Source organism: Scytonema sp. HK-05, from assembly GCF_963872035.1.
In the GTDB taxonomy this organism is placed as follows: domain Bacteria; phylum Cyanobacteriota; class Cyanobacteriia; order Cyanobacteriales; family Nostocaceae; genus Kalymmatonema.
The window spans coordinates 19230-36194 of record NZ_CAWMYC010000102.1; the positions used below are offsets into that span (position 1 = coordinate 19230).

10 protein-coding genes are annotated in these 16965 nt (G+C 46.5%); all 10 read left to right on the plus strand.

The window, feature by feature from the left end; translation table 11 throughout:
- Positions 1-598 precede the first annotated feature (598 nt).
- The 10 genes from rimP (at position 599) to AACT52_RS17710 (ending at position 16898) form a co-directional block, all read left to right on the plus strand.
- On the plus strand, positions 599-1060 hold the full coding sequence (gene rimP / locus AACT52_RS17660; protein WP_073632735.1) for a ribosome maturation factor RimP: 462 nt from the start codon (positions 599-601) through the stop codon (positions 1058-1060).
- 193 nt (positions 1061-1253) lie between these two features.
- A complete protein-coding gene (gene nusA, locus AACT52_RS17665) occupies positions 1254-2534 on the plus strand; it encodes a transcription termination factor NusA (RefSeq protein WP_073632834.1) in 1281 nt (426 codons plus the stop codon).
- A gap of 155 nt (positions 2535-2689) precedes the next feature.
- A complete protein-coding gene (locus AACT52_RS17670; protein ID WP_073632737.1) occupies positions 2690-2959 on the plus strand; it encodes a YlxR family protein in 270 nt (89 codons plus the stop codon).
- A 434-nt stretch (positions 2960-3393) separates the two neighbouring features.
- Complete coding sequence (infB, locus tag AACT52_RS17675) at positions 3394-6591, plus strand: translation initiation factor IF-2 (protein ID WP_073632739.1); 3198 nt, start codon at positions 3394-3396, stop codon at positions 6589-6591.
- Between the two features lie 573 nt (positions 6592-7164).
- Complete coding sequence (locus AACT52_RS17680) at positions 7165-7362, plus strand: hypothetical protein (RefSeq protein WP_073632741.1); 198 nt, start codon at positions 7165-7167, stop codon at positions 7360-7362.
- An 808-nt stretch (positions 7363-8170) separates the two neighbouring features.
- Positions 8171-9856 (plus strand): DUF1565 domain-containing protein, encoded by a 1686-nt coding sequence (locus AACT52_RS17685; RefSeq protein WP_073632743.1) that lies wholly within the window; start codon positions 8171-8173, stop codon positions 9854-9856.
- 1338 nt (positions 9857-11194) lie between these two features.
- Positions 11195-11395, plus strand: coding sequence for a hypothetical protein (locus AACT52_RS17695; RefSeq protein WP_073632745.1), 201 nt, complete (start codon positions 11195-11197; stop codon positions 11393-11395).
- A 110-nt stretch (positions 11396-11505) separates the two neighbouring features.
- Positions 11506-12105 (plus strand): GUN4 domain-containing protein, encoded by a 600-nt coding sequence (locus tag AACT52_RS17700; protein WP_073632747.1) that lies wholly within the window; start codon positions 11506-11508, stop codon positions 12103-12105.
- Between the two features lie 145 nt (positions 12106-12250).
- Positions 12251-13486, plus strand: a complete 1236-nt coding sequence (locus tag AACT52_RS17705; protein WP_073632835.1) for an efflux RND transporter periplasmic adaptor subunit — start codon at positions 12251-12253, stop codon at positions 13484-13486.
- 145 nt (positions 13487-13631) lie between these two features.
- Entirely contained in the window at positions 13632-16898 is a 3267-nt protein-coding gene (locus AACT52_RS17710) for an efflux RND transporter permease subunit (RefSeq protein WP_073632749.1), read from the plus strand.
- The last annotated feature ends 67 nt before the right edge of the window (positions 16899-16965 follow it).

A 16965-nucleotide genomic window follows, 5' to 3' on the forward strand; every position in this document is an offset into this window, starting at 1 on the left:
TGCACAAAATAGCTATCTGGCTAACCTTTTCCAGCTTAAAGGAGAACCGCTCTACCGGGCAACGCCAGTTCCCTGCTGTCGGGAAACCCTCCTTCAGGACTGGCTCATCAGGACACGGGGGTTCAGACTCGCTTACTACTCTCGCGGTTTAAATCGACGCTTTCATGTCTCCAAAAAGAACAGCTCCGTCCTTGGGACAAATCCCTACATGAAAACTTTCCTGATTCTTTATCCAGAAATTATCCAGTGTACTTTCAACCGTGGATTCTGGAAAAAACATTGCAGTTTAAGCATTTGCTTCCTAGATATTGCTATCTATGTATCTCATCACTGCTATAACACGGCAATTAAAATTGCTCGTGTCAGTTTTGAGCCCCGATTTAAGAATGCGGGGCTACCAGCTATCCCGTGATTTTAAGGTGTAGAATAAAGAGTTACAACCTATTGATTAAAAATCGGTTTTTGCTTCTCGGTCCAAAAAAAATGCGCTAAACTTAGATCAAAGGCGAACTTATACAAGTTCGTCTGTAGACTTCTTGGAAGATATCTTTATCGCAGGAAGTGGGTAATAGCCCACTTTTTTTGTTGGAATAGCCGCATGACTCACCCTCTCGTCCCACAAATTATTGAATTGGCGACCCCAGTGGCAGAAGAACTGGGATTAGAAGTTGTTGGCGTGGTTTTTCACACGAACCAACGTCCGCCAATTTTACGGGTAGACATTCGCAATCCTCAACAGGACACTGGGTTGGATGACTGCGAAAGAATGAGCCGTGCTTTAGAAGCTACCTTAGATGCGACGGAAATTATTCCAGATGCTTATGTGTTGGAAGTGTCCAGTCCTGGTATTTCGCGACAACTGACAACCGACCGAGAGTTTATTTCCTTCAAGGGATTTTCTGTGATTGTCCAGACTTCGCCACCCTACGAAGGACAGCAAGAGTGGAATGGTCAGTTGATTCGCCGGGATGAGACAGCAGTTTATTTAAACCAAAAAGGTCGTGTCGTCCAAATCCCTCGCTCCTTGATTACCAGAGTGCAGCTGGATGAGCGGCGATAAAAGAGCTATCAGCTACTAACTATTAGCTTTTTGTTCTTCGTGATTTGTCCTACCCTACGGGAAATCCCCCTAGGGGTGTGTATGTCATTTGTCTTTTATGGTTCCTAATGACCCATGACTCATGACTCATGACTGCTAACAGCTAAAAGCTGATCATATTTTGCATAGCGCTATAAGGAGATTGCTTATGTCAATGGTTACTCTACCCGGATTAAAAGATTTAATCGAAAATATAAGTCGCGAGCGTAATTTACCTCGTATTGCAGTTCAATCAGCTATAAGAGAAGCACTACTTAAAGGTTACGAACGTTATCGTCGTGCCCAAAACTTAGAGCGAAAACAGTTCGATGAAGATTACTTTGACAATTTTGATGTCCAACTAGACGTTGATGATGAAGGTTTTCGCGTTGTTGCTACCAAAACAATAGTTGAAGAAGTCAGCAACTCTGACCATGAAATTGCTCTGCAACAAGTTCAGGACATGGGAGGAGACGAAGCGCAATTAGGACAGGAAGTTGTGCTGGATGTCACCCCGGATCAAGGGGAATTTGGTCGGATGGCGGCGATGCAAACCAAGCAAGTCTTGGCGCAAAAACTCCGGGATCAACAGCGCCAGATGGTGCAAGAAGAGTTCCAGGACTTAGAAGGAACAGTTTTACAAGCAAGAGTTTTGCGATTTGAAAGACAATCGGTGATTATGGCGGTCAGCAGTAGCTTTGGTCAGCCGGAAGTGGAAGCCGAATTGCCCAAGCGCGAACAATTGCCTAATGATAATTATCGGGCAAATGCTACCTTTAAGGTCTATCTCAAAAAAGTTTCTCAAGGTCAGCAACGGGGACCGCAGTTGCTGGTATCTCGAGCCGATGCTGGTTTGGTGGTTTATTTGTTCGCTAACGAAGTGCCAGAAATCGAGGATGAAGTCGTGCGGATTGTGGCTGTTGCCCGAGAGGCAAATCCCCCTTCCCGTCATGTCGGACCTCGGACTAAAATTGCTGTAGACACTCTTGATCGCGATGTAGATCCAGTTGGTGCTTGTATTGGAGCACGGGGATCGCGGATTCAAGTGGTAGTCAACGAATTGCGCGGCGAAAAAATAGATGTGATTCGCTGGTCTCCAGACCCTGCAACCTACATTGCCAATGCTCTTAGCCCCGCACGGGTAGATGAAGTTCGGCTGATGGATCCCGAAACCAGACAAACTCATGTACTGGTAGCAGAAGACCAATTGAGTCTGGCGATCGGTAAAGAAGGACAAAATGTCCGTTTAGCTGCTCGCCTGACAGGTTGGAAAATTGATATCAAAGATAAAGCTAAGTATGATTACGCAGGAGAAGATGCTAAGTTTGCAGCTGCAAGAGCAAAATATACACCAGAAGTAGATGACTTAGACGAAGAGGAATTCGATGATGAAAATCAAGAAGAATTGTTGGAGGAGGAAATTTTTGAAGACAATAATAATGACGACGAAGAGTAAAGCAATCAGCACTTCCCCAGTACTCAATCCCGAGCAAGGAGGAGCTTTTTGGCTAGAGGTGTTTTTTGCCCGTAGGAGAACCTTTGCTTGCGTAGAGTCATTTCAAGTGACTCAAAAGTAGCACTCAGGGCGACTTTTTTCAAGACGACTCAGTTATGAAACCAAATTATCGGCGTTGTATGAGCTGCCGGCAAGTAGGATTAAAACAAGAGTTCTGGCGAATTGTCCGCGTGTTTCCTTCAGGACAGGTACAATTAGATGAGGGCATGGGGCGTTCTGCCTATATTTGTCCGCAACAGAGCTGTCTAGTAGCGGCTCAAAAAAAAAATAGACTAGGGCGATCGCTACGTGCATCAGTGCCAGAAGCACTGTACCACATATTGTGGCAGCGCCTATCTCTAAGCAATAACCAAAAACAAACTTAATTTAAAATAAAACTACGTTGTAGCGGTAATTTCCAGAGGAATTGTGTTGACAGCCGAACAAATCGTGCTATGAACACACCCTCTTTTATCGCTCATGTAGTGCCAAAATAGTAAAAGGGTGTCGTTAGCATTGCTCTTGGTCATCCAAAGGGGCGAAGCAGGACTCCTAACAAGTTTGACTCGATTGTGTCGTGGAAGACTCAGAATCAGCAAAACAACAAAGTACAGAATGGCAACCTGGTAGCGCTCAAGCGCACGGCGTCAACCATCTTTTCTGGTGGGGATGCAAGCAATAACCCGAAACATCTCTCTTTCCTGAATGGAGGCACACCGGCATTCATCAGAAACGGCAACCTAACACAGTAATCGAAGGATGGAGATGTCGCCAACCAGGCAACCATCCGCTAAAACTGTAAATTAAAGGGGAAGAGTGGATGAACAACGGCAAAGTTAGAATTTACGAATTATCAAAGGAATTGAATTTGGATAACAAAGAGCTATTAGCAATTTGCGACCAGCTCAATATTGCGGTCAAAAGTCATAGCAGCACGATTACAGAATCCGAGGCAGAACGCATTCGGACTCAAGCAGAAAAAGTTGCGGCGACAAGCGTGACGTCGCAAAGGGATAATGGCGCAAACAGCCATAGACCAAATTCATCACAAGATGGTGGACGTAACCGACCAGCTGCACCTAATAAACAACAAATTTTGGAGATTCGCAAACCTAAAGTTTTGAAAAACCCCATCTCTAACGCCCCAGAGGCGTCGGTTGCTACCAATATACAAGCTGCTTCTGAAGTTAATCCTCCTTCACCCCCTAATCCCTTCGCTACCCCAGTCTCACCAATGAAGCCGACGGCACCAATTCGACCTGTACCCCGGAATCAGTCTGAGACCACACCTCAACAAAGTGCTGTGACAGACGCGGATAAAGACAAAGCACGCAGTACAAATCAGCCGGTTGAAAAAGTCGCAGCGGAAAAACCAGAAAAAGTAGCAGTACCAAAACCAAAAGCGGAAAGACCCCCAAAACCGCAACTGTCTGCCCCGCCGACAAGACCTGCTGGTGTGGACGACACGAACCCTCCAGCAGATGATCCCCAACCGACGGTCAGCGAAAAACCGGTCCTCAAACGCGATCGCGACCAAGTTAAGCCGCAAAAGGTCAACAAACCGACAACAGGGGAAGCACAGACTGCTCCATCGGCAAAACCTGAAAAACCTGTGCGTTCTAGTCCATCGCCGGGTAGACCTGAGCCAAGGGGGAATAGACCTTCTGCACCTGCAATAGTGGGAGACTCGCAACGACCCACAAGACCAGTAGTACGTTCTGGTGAACAGCCAGTAGCTGCGGGTGCATCGCTGATTGCGACTCCTCCAAAACCGATGCGGGTCGTCTCACCGACCAAACCGCAGGCAGGGCAAGAGGAGGAAGACGATGATGCAGTAACGACGACTACGACTGATGAAGTCCTTGAACTCAAGCGCCCAACACCGCCACGTCAAATTAATAAAGGCGGTAAGAAGTGGCAGGAAGAAGAAATAGATGAAATTAAAGAGTCAGCTAAGGCTAAGGTAGCCGCTAAAGGCAAACGTCTCAAGCCGATAGTTGATGAGTTTGAGGACGAAGATTTACTAGAAGAAGAGGGACTGGACATACCAGCGACCATCCAAGTCAGCCTCTCGATCGCCCGTCCGCCCAAACCCAAGGCAGCCAAGCCAACACAACCTGTAGCAGCCACAGCTGTCGCGCCAGTTGCTAAAGGTAAAAAGCCGCCTTCCTCTCGCGAGCAAAACCAAAACCGTCGCCGCGAAACGGAACAAAAGCCCGATCGTCCAGAAATACTGGAAGTCACAGGTCCGATGACAGTGCAAGAACTGGCTGAAGCCTTGGCGATGGCGGACACAGAGATTGTGAAAATCCTGTTCATGAAAGGTATGGCGGTGAGTATCACCCAAAATTTGGATATTCCCACAATTACCTTGGTAGCCAACGAGTTGGAAATACCAGTCGAAACCGTCGAACGAGAAGCAGAAGCCCGCAAAGTCACCGAAATGATAGACGTGGCAGACCTGGAATACCTCCATCGCCGTCCGCCAGTTGTGACAATTATGGGTCACGTAGACCACGGAAAAACGACGCTGCTTGACTCGATTCGCAAAACAAAAGTGGCATCTGGCGAAGCAGGTGGTATTACTCAGCACATCGGAGCTTACCACGTAGATGTGGAACACGATGGCAAGGTTCAACAAGTAGTATTCTTGGATACCCCTGGTCACGAAGCCTTTACAGCTATGCGGGCGCGTGGAGCGCGAGTGACCGACATTGCTATTTTGGTTGTCGCTGCCGATGATGGCGTCCGTCCTCAGACCGTTGAAGCGATTAGCCACGCCAAAGCGGCTGAAGTTCCTATCGTGGTTGCCATCAATAAAGTTGACAAACCAGAAGCACAGCCTGACCGTGTGAAGCAAGAATTAACGGAATACGCTCTGGTGCCAGAAGAGTGGGGTGGCGACACCATTATGGTTCCCGTTAGCGCCATTAAGGGTGAAAACCTCGATACACTCCTAGAGATGATTCTCTTGGTAGCAGAAATAGAAGAACTTTCTGCCAACCCAGACCGACTCGCGAAAGGAACCGTGATTGAAGCTCACCTGGATAAGGCAAAGGGACCAGTTGCGACCCTGCTGATTCAGAATGGTAGCCTACACGTTGGTGATTTGTTGGTAGCGGGCTCAGCGTTCGGTAAAGTCCGGGCAATGGTGGATGATAGAGGTAAAAGAGTCGACGCGGCTACTCCCTCATTCGCTGTTGAGGTGTTGGGCTTAAGTGATGTACCAGCAGCAGGCGATGAATTCGAGGTCTTCAGCAACGAAAAACAAGCACGGTCAATTGCTTCCGATCGCGCCGATAAACAGCGTCAATCCCGCCTCATGCAGGGACGCATTACCTTGACAAGTATCTCGGCTCAAGCTCAAGAAGGCGAGTTGAAAGAACTCAACCTGATCTTGAAAGGAGACGTACAAGGTTCCGTAGAAGCCATTGTGGGATCGCTGCGGCAAATTCCCCAAAACGAGGTACAAATCCGCTTGTTGATGGCAACTGCTGGTGAAATTACCCAAACCGATATCGACTTAGCTGCAGCTAGTGGAGCCGTCATTGTTGGCTTTAACACCACTTACGCTAGTGGCGCAAGACAAGCCGCCGATGAGGCTGGTGTAGATGTGCGGGAATACAACATCATCTACAAACTTATAGAAGATATCCAAGGAGCCTTGGAAGGTCTATTGGAGCCAGAGTTGGCGGAAGAACACTTGGGTCAAGCCGAAGTGCGTGCTGTCTTCCCAGTTGGTCGTGGTTCTGTTGCCGGTTGTTACGTGCAGTCTGGCAAACTCACCCGCAACTGCAAAGTGCGAGTGCGTCGTAACGGTAAGGTGATCTATGAAGGCGTCCTTGACTCGCTCAAGCGAATGAAAGAAGACGTCCGCGAAGTTAACTCAGGTTACGAATGCGGTATCGGCATTGACAAATACAATGAATGGGCTGAAGGTGACATCATCGAAGGCTTCCAGATGGTGACCAAGCGCCGTACTCTTTCATCTACTAGACAGGGAGTTAATGAAAGGTGATAGGTGACAGGTGATAGGTGACAGGTGACAGGTGATAGATAAGTTTTACTTCCCTGCACTCTGTCCCCCTCCTAATACCCTGTACCCTTTCCTGTTGGCGCTACCTTGTGCAAATATTTGCTATTGCGTTCGTTGGTTTAAAAAAATCTGATTAATAAACAAACAGTAAAAAATTTTTTGTTTAAGTCATAAAACAGTAAAAAATTTTTTGTTTAGGTAATAAAAATTAAAAATGCGTGCTGCTCATATGGCAGCAGTATCAAGACCTCAACTGTGGTGGTATCAAGAGCAAGCTTAACCATTACTCATAAGTGTTATTTAGTTGATTCCATAGGAGCTAGGTTTAGCCTAGCTTTTAGTTGATTTAAGCTTTTTTGCTACAATTTATCTGTATATTGTGAAGTATATGTGAAATTTCCGTGAGTAGGCGCAAGTTTTAGTGACTAATGAGACAGAATTTGCAGCCATAGAAGTTTACCCTGGAAAAATGAGTAGCATTTTACGCTCAAAGAGGAGCGGCTTCTTTAAAGTTTGCTTCATATATTGACCTTTGAAACTGAGGAACAAGGAACTATGGCTGGAATTAAAGCTTCTAGCGATACCCCATTTACTGGTAATACTGAAAATTGGAATAGCTTAAAGTGCGCGATCGCAGCTAGTTCCGGTTTCCAGCGCTGGCTATTAGAACGCGATGCTCAATTTCAGAAGCTTCGCCTTGACGAACAGGTACAGCGGTATTTGCGAGAAACATTAGAAACATTAGCATATTAGTTATTAGTCAGAACAAAAGACAAATCGCTTAAGTAAGACTAATAACTAAAAACCAAGCAAATCTTGTAGGTTTCCTTGTAAGCGAGCCAGTTGACGATAGGCACTTTCCAAACGTTCCCCGTCAACTTCAACTGCTGAAGTAGGGTAATTTTGCATAATTTCTATTAGTGTCATTTCCTTATCAACGTTAGCAGAAAGTACCAACAAAGGAGCGTAAAGCTTGTCGGTTTGCTTTCTGGGAAGGTGTGTGAATCACTTGACAGGAATACTAGAGAGTAGAAGACAGATAGTAATTACTAAAAATAACGCGCGACGTAGTGACAACAATCGATAGCGCATTACGTTAATTTCGGTAATAGTTTTCTTTTGTTTAGACGACATTTGACTGCAATAAGTTGCAGCTTTATATAACTTCCACAAACCCAGTTTCTTCTTAAAGAAACTGGGTTTGTTTTTCAGTTGTGTACGGATGAAGGGTCTTGAGTGTAGAAGAAAGGGTTGAGGGTACGGGATCTTGGGTTAGGGAAGCATCAAATATCCCAAAAGTGCGATTGGCTCTGCCACTGCCCCGAATCGCGATTGGGCACGAGGGCACTGCGCTCCGCGCAATCGCCTACACGCTACACCCTCAAACCCACCTCAATATGCAAACTAAATGTGAATGAGTGTAAGAAATTCTGTTTTTTACATAGGGAACCCAGATCCCAATCTACTGGTCTTCGGCTATAGTTTGCATGAGTTTTACAGCAACGCCTGCTGTTATTGACACCTTATTCAACTAACACTATTTCAGCACATCACAGATAAGATGACACATCAGGGATTTGGTACTCCACAAAAGAAAAATTTTCGCATTCAAACTGGTAGACGCCTTCTCACAATGCCTGCAGGATTAACCGCTTTGTTAGTGGTTTCTGGTGGGTTTATGCTACCAGGTTCACAGGTCAATGCTGGTGCTATCCACACCAAAGCTATTGCCCAAACTGTTACGCCGCAAGCTCCCGCAACTGCAAGCGTTATTTACGTAAATCCACAAACTGGTACAGACAGTGCTGGTGCCGGTAACGCGGAAGCAACGCCATACAAAACGATCACCTACGCTCTTAATCAGGCTCAACCGGGTACAGTTGTCCAACTGGCTCCTGGTACTTATAACCAAGAAAGTGGAGAAACCTTCCCACTTTTTATAAAACAAGGTGTGACGTTACGGGGTGACGAATCGACCAAAGGTCAGGCAGTATTGATTACAGGTAGTGGCATTTACATTAGTCCCACTTTTGCCCGCCAAAATATGACTATTCGTGCCGATAACGATACCGTTATCACAGGAGTAACAGTCACCAACCCAGAAAACCGTGGCACTGGTATATGGGTGGAATCAACTAATCCCACAATTATAAATAGTACGTTTACCAACAGTATACGAGAAGGTATTTTTGTCACGGGTAAAGGTAATCCCAAAATTGAAAATAGTGTTTTTGTTCAAAACAAAGGCAACGGGATTTCAGTAGCTAAATCTGCCCAAGGACAAATTCGGAATAATTTGTTTCAGGATACTGGTTTTGGTTTGGCAATAGGTGGTACTTCTACACCCCTAGTAGAAGGAAACCAGATCATCGAAAACCAAGATGGTCTGTTTATCTCCGAATCAGCTAAGCCTGTACTGCGTAAGAATGTCATTCAAAAGAACAAGCGCGATGGCATAGTCGTGATTACTAATGCTTCACCTGACCTTGGGACCGCTGAAAATCCCGGCGGTAACTTGATCCGCAGTAACACTCGCCACGACGTGAACAACAGCAAGGGGAATAATACTATTGTCGCTATTGGCAATGATATTGACCCGAAGCGCATACTTGGTCAAGTCGAATTTGTTGCCGCCACTGTTGAACCACCAGCAGGCGGTCCAGTTGCCTTTAAAGATGTGGCAGCAAATTATTGGGCAAAAAGCTACATCGAAGCTCTAGCCTCTAAGAATATTATTGCTGGATTTCCCGATGGGACTTTTAAACCGAATGAACCTGTCACCCGTGCCCAATTTGCTGCCATTGTGAGCAAAGCCTTTGCACCAGCAGCCCAACGCCAAGCCATTAACTTCAATGATGTCACCCGCAATTTTTGGGGTTTCCAGGTGATTCAATCTGCCTACCAAGGTGGCTTTGTTTCTGGGTATCCTGACAAAACCTTTAAACCAGAGCAACAAATTCCGCGAGTGCAGGTACTAGTCTCCTTAGCAAGCGGTTTGGGTTTATCTGCGAATACTCAGAATGTCCTTTCCGTATACAGCGATGCTTCCCAGATTCCCAACTATGCTACAAATTCAGTAGCAGCAGCCACTGCACGGCAACTCGTGGTAAATTACCCCGCAGTTGGGCAATTAAATCCCAATCGTCAGGCAACTAGGGCAGAAGTTGCTGCCTTTGTTTACCAAGCACTGGTTAGTAAAGGGACCGCCCAAGCCATTCCTTCACCGTATTTGGTAAGAATACCTTAATTAAAAAGTTAAAAGCGCCATGACTGACAAGTTGTGAGTCTGGCGCTTGGTATATTATGATTTTCACGCTCCATTGGGGTCTTTAAATTTATAGTTTGACCCCTTTTAAATGTTTGAGGCTTATAATCAGGGTCTTTATATAAGCTGACCCCGTTTGAACAATATATAGTTTCTCAGTAAATTCGCGCTCATTTCAGATTTCCTAATATTTTTTTTATTTTTTATCTCTATATATTTCATAAAATGAACAAATATTAATTTTATTAGTTATATGTACATACAAAACCAATCTTATTGACACTCCCACCGCGTTCATCGGATGGGATTCTAGGCTCAAGGTCGGAACTTGTTCAACCAGGATTGCTCCAAGCTCAATAGGGGTTCCAACTCCTAAGCGCGTTTCTTGCCTTCCGTTTAGAAGGCAAGATCCCCCTTGCCCAGAGGTAGCAATCTTTTCTTTTACGGGGTTCTTCCTGGGCAGAGGGCAGGCTTCATTGGTTATCTTAAATCGTGAACGTTAGTCGGAGGGCGTACTTTCCGCCTGCCACAGCCGCCACAAGTGCGACGCCCTTACGAAGTATATTGATTGCGGCAGCATGGTCACGTTGCAGAACACAACCACACTTGCAAGTGTGTCTTCTAGTACACCCTTGAAAAAGTTATACCTTCGCTTGATTGATTTTTGCCATCCACTTCACCCAGACTATTGTAGGACTTACGCATTGAGGGAAGAAACAGGATGTGAAGAGCATCGAAACGGCTGAATCAGATTTTAACTTACTGCTAAAAATGACGATCTTGTCTAGTTAAACCTGAGAACTTGATGGAAGCTAAACAAGGAAAGCTTTCACTCGCTCAACTGGTCTTCAGCAAATAAGGTAGGGCTACACCTCACAAGAGTCATACCCAAAATCTCCCTTAAGAAATAGCAAGAATGTGACAAGAACCACAAGAATGGACAAGACAATGACATGCCAAACCTCTACTTTATTGTGATTAGGGTGTGGAAAGACAAAGTTCCCGTTCCTAGCCTGTAAACCTGATTAGCAGTCACAGTTGCTAAAATTTCTGGCTGACAGTTGCTCGACCAGCCTTGGTCATCAAAGATGAATACTCTTTTGCGCATCAACCGACTGTGCCACCTGCTTTGGCTTCTGCTGATTCTCCCCTTAAGGAGGTTGTCGTAACATTAAAGCGCTGTTTAACAATAGACCTCTTGCACGAATAGTGTGAAGATAGAAACAACTAGATAAAAATACCTGTTAGGAAACACATAAACCGCTGGTGTGAAGATTTTTTACATCTTGGCACAGCGCTATCGTCATCGGAGAAAACGATTTGGCTGGCGATGCAATTTGTTTGCTGGTTTACTCAACGCAAGGGAGCCTTCTTTTCTTGATTCATGCAATCTTGTCTACTGGTACCCAATCATCAGAAGGCGATGCTCCGCAGGATCTGCCCTGCATGGCGATCGCGATTCGGGGCACAGGCATTGCCAATCGCGCTTTTCTCGCGCCCCTTTGGAACGAACGCAATTAAAAAACTCGGTATTATCAAATCTTGCCGTTATAATAACGCTACCTATCAAGCAATGTAATTTAGCTATTTATAAATCAAATTGAAAATACCCCTTTTTTGTGAGGAATTCAATGTCTAATGAAGTGCATGAATCTGAAGTCACGACTCGTTTAAGTGCGATTGAGGTGCAGCTACAACAATTAAATCAGCTCTTATCAAATCTCAGCTCGCGCATTGCTAAGTCAGAGGACAATTTCCTACTGGTTGCCGATATCCACAAATACAAAAAGCTGCAGGATTTGTTAGCAGCAGGAAACCTGCGAGAAGCAGACTGGGAAACGATTCGGGTCATCCAAACAATCACAAAAGAGCCGGACTTGGCAGCCATCACTCCGGATGATATGAGGGAGTTTCCCTGCGATGAACTCCGGGTGATTGACGGTTTATGGACAAAATATAGCCAGGGTCGCTTTGGTTTCAGTGTACAAATACAGACATATCAAAGTGTTGGTGGTTCGTTCGATACCACCATTAATCAAGATAATACAGTGATTGAAAAATTCGGCGAGGTTGTAGGCTGGCGGGTGGACGGGAAATGGCTAAAGTGCGATGACCTAGATTACACATTGGCTGCACCGGTTGGCTGTCATCCTTCACGGTGGTGGAATTCTCCCTTTGGTTCAAAAATGACGAATTATTTCTTTAATCGTCTGCTTGTCTGTAGTCTTTAAACTAGAGGAAACCTTGTTGCCATCCAAGCAATTGGGCAACCAAAGTTCGAGAAGAGCAAAACTTAAACATTCAGAATTCACGCATAGTTGCAAGAAGTACCCATTTTTGCCTTCACCTCAGTTAAATTCTTTTGAGGTTAAAAATATGTTTAAAAAAGCTGATGTCTTACTCGCAAGTAAATTATTATTTCCAGCGCTTCTAGCTTCTTTTTTCACCAGCGCCTGCGGTAAGAGCAAACCCACTGCCACAGCTAGCGAACCGCCACCAACTCCGGTCAAGTTGCAGTTATTGAAGTCTACCACAGTGCAAGACGTCACAGAGTTCGTGGGTAGGTTGGAAGCTCAACAGAGAGTCTCACTGCAACCGGAGATCCAAGGTCGGATAGAGTCGATTCCCGTCTCATCAGGAGATCGAGTGCAGCAAGGAACGCCAATTGTGCTGCTCCGTCCTGATCGCACCGGTCCGGAATTGAATAGCGCCATTGCTAGAGTTAACTCAGCCAAATCTGCTTATGGAACGGCACAGGCGCAAGTGAAAGCACAAGAAGCACAACGGCTGAGGGATGCGGCAAACGTAGAACTTCAAAAACTTCAGTTCCAAAGGGCGCAGCAACTGGTATCTGCTGGGGCACAAGCAAAACAGCAGTTAGACATTGCCCAGAGAGACCTAAACACGGCGATCGCAACGCTGCATGCTACTGAGGAACAGGTACAAGCTGCCAAAGCCAGCTTAAAACAAGCAGAAGCTAACGTCCGACAGGCTGAGGCAGATACAGCGGGTGCTCGCGTGTCTTTCCAATTTAAACGCGTGCTGGCACCAATTACTGGAGAGGTGGGTGACTTTCCGCTTAAGGTGGGAGACTACGTTAATACTGGTCAAACCCTAACGACTATTACCCAAAACGATAATCTTTACCTGCGAATCTCTATTCCGAACAAGTACTTTTCACAACTGCGACGCGGGCTGCCAGTCGAACTCATTGATCCCAATACCAAAAAACGCTTGATTACCGGAAATATCAATTTTATCTCCCCAGAAGTAGACACGGGTGCCCAAGCGGTCTTAACCAAAGCTCGCTTTTCCAACAAGGGGGGCAGCTTACGCGAGGGGCAGTTTGTCCGCGCACGAGTCATTTGGAGCGAACGTCCAGGTGTTTTGCTTCCCACAGTTGCTGTACCTCCTCCTGTCGGGGCGCAGGACTTTGTCTTTGTAGCTCAGAAAACAGGGTCAAAACAGACTGTGCGGCGTCAGCCAGTGAAGCTGGGACCCATCCAAGGTCAAAGCTACCAGGTAATTGATGGAGTCAAGCCAGGCGATGAAATTGCAGTGACGCGAATTCAGATTCTCAAAGATGGTTCTCCGATTCAACCTGAGTCTTAGATCACCATGCGGGGAATTCAAAATTCAAAATTCGCTCATTCAAAATTCAAAAAATTATTTAAATTTAGAATTTTGAGTTTGAGCGCAGCGAGTGGTCAATAGCTATTTATCGCACTCTCAACTTGATCCTTATCACTCCTAGGCTATGCTCCTAAGTATTGCGGATATTTTCATTAAACGACCTGTCTTCACGACAGTTTGTACTGTACTTATTCTCTTGGTCGGAGGAATCTGTATTCCCCTCCTCCCCTTAGATAAGCTACCAGAAATGGCTCTCAAGCAGGTGAGCGTCACTGCTAATTATCTCGGAACTGATGCCAAAACCGCAGAAGAAAACGTCACCACCGTGCTAGAGCGGGAAATCAACGGCACGGAGCGGGTGGTGTATATGTCCTCGCAGACGACGAATGATGGCAACACCACAATTAACGTTTCCTTTCCCACGGACACGGATAGGAATACGGCACAAGTCCTCGTGCAAAATAACGTGGCGATCGCCGAAGCCAGCTTACCTGAGGAAGTCAACCGCATTGGTGTGACAACCCAGAAGCAGTCTCCAACGATTACTCTGGCTTATGCTTTTTATTCAGAAAAAGACCAAAATGGTAAATTTATTTACGATAACGTCTTCCTAAGTAACTACGTTGACCGACAAATTTTTGATGAAATCAAACGGATCGAGGGCGTAGGTTCGATCAGAATTGTCGGGGAACGGAAATATGCTATGCGTATCTGGCTCGATCCCGATGCCTTGGCTGCCAGAAATTTGACGGCACAGGATGCGCTTAATGCCATTTCGGAACAGAATATTCAAGTTGGTGCGGGGAGAATTGGTCAGCAGCCTACCCCAACCGATCAGCAGTATGAAATTGCTCTGCGAGCCAACGGTCGGTTTACCACTCCCGCAGAAGCGGAAGACATCGTGGTGCAAACAGGCAAGGATGGCACGCTGATCAGGTTAAAAGATGTCGGTCGCGCCGAAGTTGGGGCGGAAAACTATAGCGCAACGACGCTATTTGACGGTTCACCAGCAGTCATTTTGTTAGCCTACCAACTGCCCGGCACGAATGCCTGGAATACGGCAAACGCCATCAGAGCAAAAATGGCGGAGTTGCAACCCAATTTTCCGCCAGGATTAAAGGCGACGATCGGCTTAGATAATACTTTGTTCGTAGGAGCTTCTCTCGATGAAGCCTTCAAAACCCTGACGGAGGCGATCGCGCTGGTGTTCCTCGTCATCTTCATCTTTTTACAAGACTGGCGGACGACCATCATTCCCTCGCTTGCGATCCCCGTATCGCTGATTGGAGCGATCGCAATTGCGTATGTGCTTGGGTTTACCTTAAATCAGTTAACAATATTCGGGATCATCCTGGCAACAGGTCTGGTGGTGGATGATGGGATTGTCGTGGTGGAGGCGATCGCTGCCAAACTTGAGCAGGGCATGAAACCAATGCAAGCCGCCCTAGATGCAATGCAGGAACTCACCGGGGCAATCATCGCCACATCTGTGGTACTGATGGCAGTATTTATCCCCGTGACCTTCTTTCCTGGCACAACTGGTATCGTTTACAAGCAATTCGCCCTGATTATCGCTTTCTCCATTGCCATTTCGACTTTCAACGCCCTCAGCTTCTCTCCGAGTATGTCAGCCATCATCATGCGGCGACAGCAGGAAGTCCACGGTCCCTTGGGCTTGTTTTTCCGCTGGTTTAACCGGGTGTTTGATTGGTTCAAGGGGGGATACGTCAAAATTGTGGAATTCCTGATCCGGATTCGCTGGCTGGTGATTCCAGTGTTTGTTGCGGGTTTAGTAGCAACAGGTTGGATTTACCAGACAACTCCCCAGGGATTTATCCCCGAAGAAGACCAAGGCTATTTCTTTGCGATTGTCGAAGCGCCACCAGGTGTATCTCTCAACTACAGCGTTGATCTGGTTAAGAAAATTACTGAGGAAGTGGTGCTGCCACTGCCTGAAGTTGAGCATGTTGTCGGTAACGCTGGTTTTGGTTTTGAGGGGAACGCTAGCAACAAGACACTGTTTTTCGTCAAGCTAAAAAGTTGGGAAGAGCGTCATGGTGCTGAGCATTCCGTCTTTGGCATTCTCAAAAAAATTAATAAAGGGTTGCGCGAAAAAATTCCGGGAGCAGTAGCGATCGCTGTCAATGCCCCACCCGTGGATGGTTTGGGTAGTACAGGTGGCTTCGAGATGTATATCCAAAACAGACAAGCCCTGCCCATACAAGCGCTGATCGAGAATACCCGAAACGTGATCGCAGCGGCTCAAAAGCGACCGGAACTCGGAGGTGTCTTTACCCAATTCACCTTTGATACCCCGATGATGCAAATCTCCATCGACCGCAACCAAGCCAAGGCACAAAACATCCGGGTCAGTGATATTTTCAGCACCATGCAGACCTACCTCGGTGCAAGCTATGTCAACCAATACGTGCTTGGTGGACGGCTGTATCGCGTTTACGCCCAAGCAGAGGGGACAGTGCGCTCCAATCCTGAAGACCTCGGTCGTTTATACGTACGCTCCCAGGATGGCAATCTCGTCCAACTGAGTTCTGTGGTGCAAATGGAAAGATTTACCTATCCGCCTGTCATCACTCACTTCAACGTCTATCCCTCAATCAAAATTCAAGGAGGTCCAGCACCAGGCTATAGTACCGGACAGGCAATTCAAGCAATGGAAGCGGTTGCCAACGAAGTTTTGCAACCAGGATTTGGCTTTGCCTGGACAGGAACCGCCTTTCAGGAAAGGTCCTCTGGCGGTGCTGCACCGATTATTTTTGGCTTAGCCTTTGTCATGGTCTTCTTGGTGTTAGCGGCGCAGTACGAAAGCTACATCGATCCCACGATCATCATGATTACTGTACCTCTGGCAATCTTAGGCGCACTTGGTGCAGTCGTGTTCCGCGCCAATGTTTTCCAGCAAGGTGGTGTTTGGCCGACGCTTAACAATAACATCTATGCCCAAGTCGCGCTGGTGATGCTGATTGGTCTAGCAAGTAAGAACGCGATTCTGATTGTGGAATTTGCTAACCAGTCCGCAGCGTTAGGGATGAATGCTACTAGGGCTGCAATCCGCGCTTGTGAGGAACGCTTGCGACCAATTCTCATGACTGCTTTTGCTGGTTTAGTCGGTTTCTGGCCTTTGGTGATAGCTTCTGGCGCTGGGGCAATCAGCCGTTGGTCTTTGGGAACAGCGCTGTTTGGTGGTTATCTGATTTCGACAATTTTAAGTTTGTTTTTAGTTCCAGTGCTGTATGTCGTGATTAAGAACCTAGAAGAGGGCTTCTTGAAACCGGGTAAACCTGGCAAGCCCACCTCGACACAGCATCCACAGTCTCAGCAGGACAAGGAACAAGCTCTCTCTACATTTCAAGCTAGTCCACAAGAGGAGTGAGGTGTTGAGTTCGTCACGCAGCCTGGGTTGAGCACTCAGGCTGTTCTTTTTTCATATTGGCTGAAAT

What these genes read in the sequence shown, in the direction of transcription:
- rimP (WP_073632735.1), top strand. Translation starts at nt 599, where the DNA reads ATGACTCACCCTCTCGTCCCACAAATTATTGAATTGGCGACCCCAGTG.
- nusA (WP_073632834.1), top strand. Translation starts at nt 1,254, where the DNA reads ATGGTTACTCTACCCGGATTAAAAGATTTAATCGAAAATATAAGTCGC.
- AACT52_RS17670 (WP_073632737.1), top strand. Translation starts at nt 2,690, where the DNA reads ATGAAACCAAATTATCGGCGTTGTATGAGCTGCCGGCAAGTAGGATTA.
- infB (WP_073632739.1), top strand. Translation starts at nt 3,394, where the DNA reads ATGAACAACGGCAAAGTTAGAATTTACGAATTATCAAAGGAATTGAAT.
- AACT52_RS17680 (WP_073632741.1), top strand. Translation starts at nt 7,165, where the DNA reads ATGGCTGGAATTAAAGCTTCTAGCGATACCCCATTTACTGGTAATACT.
- AACT52_RS17685 (WP_073632743.1), top strand. Translation starts at nt 8,171, where the DNA reads ATGACACATCAGGGATTTGGTACTCCACAAAAGAAAAATTTTCGCATT.
- AACT52_RS17700 (WP_073632747.1), top strand. Translation starts at nt 11,506, where the DNA reads ATGTCTAATGAAGTGCATGAATCTGAAGTCACGACTCGTTTAAGTGCG.
- AACT52_RS17705 (WP_073632835.1), top strand. Translation starts at nt 12,251, where the DNA reads ATGTTTAAAAAAGCTGATGTCTTACTCGCAAGTAAATTATTATTTCCA.
- AACT52_RS17710 (WP_073632749.1), top strand. Translation starts at nt 13,632, where the DNA reads ATGCTCCTAAGTATTGCGGATATTTTCATTAAACGACCTGTCTTCACG.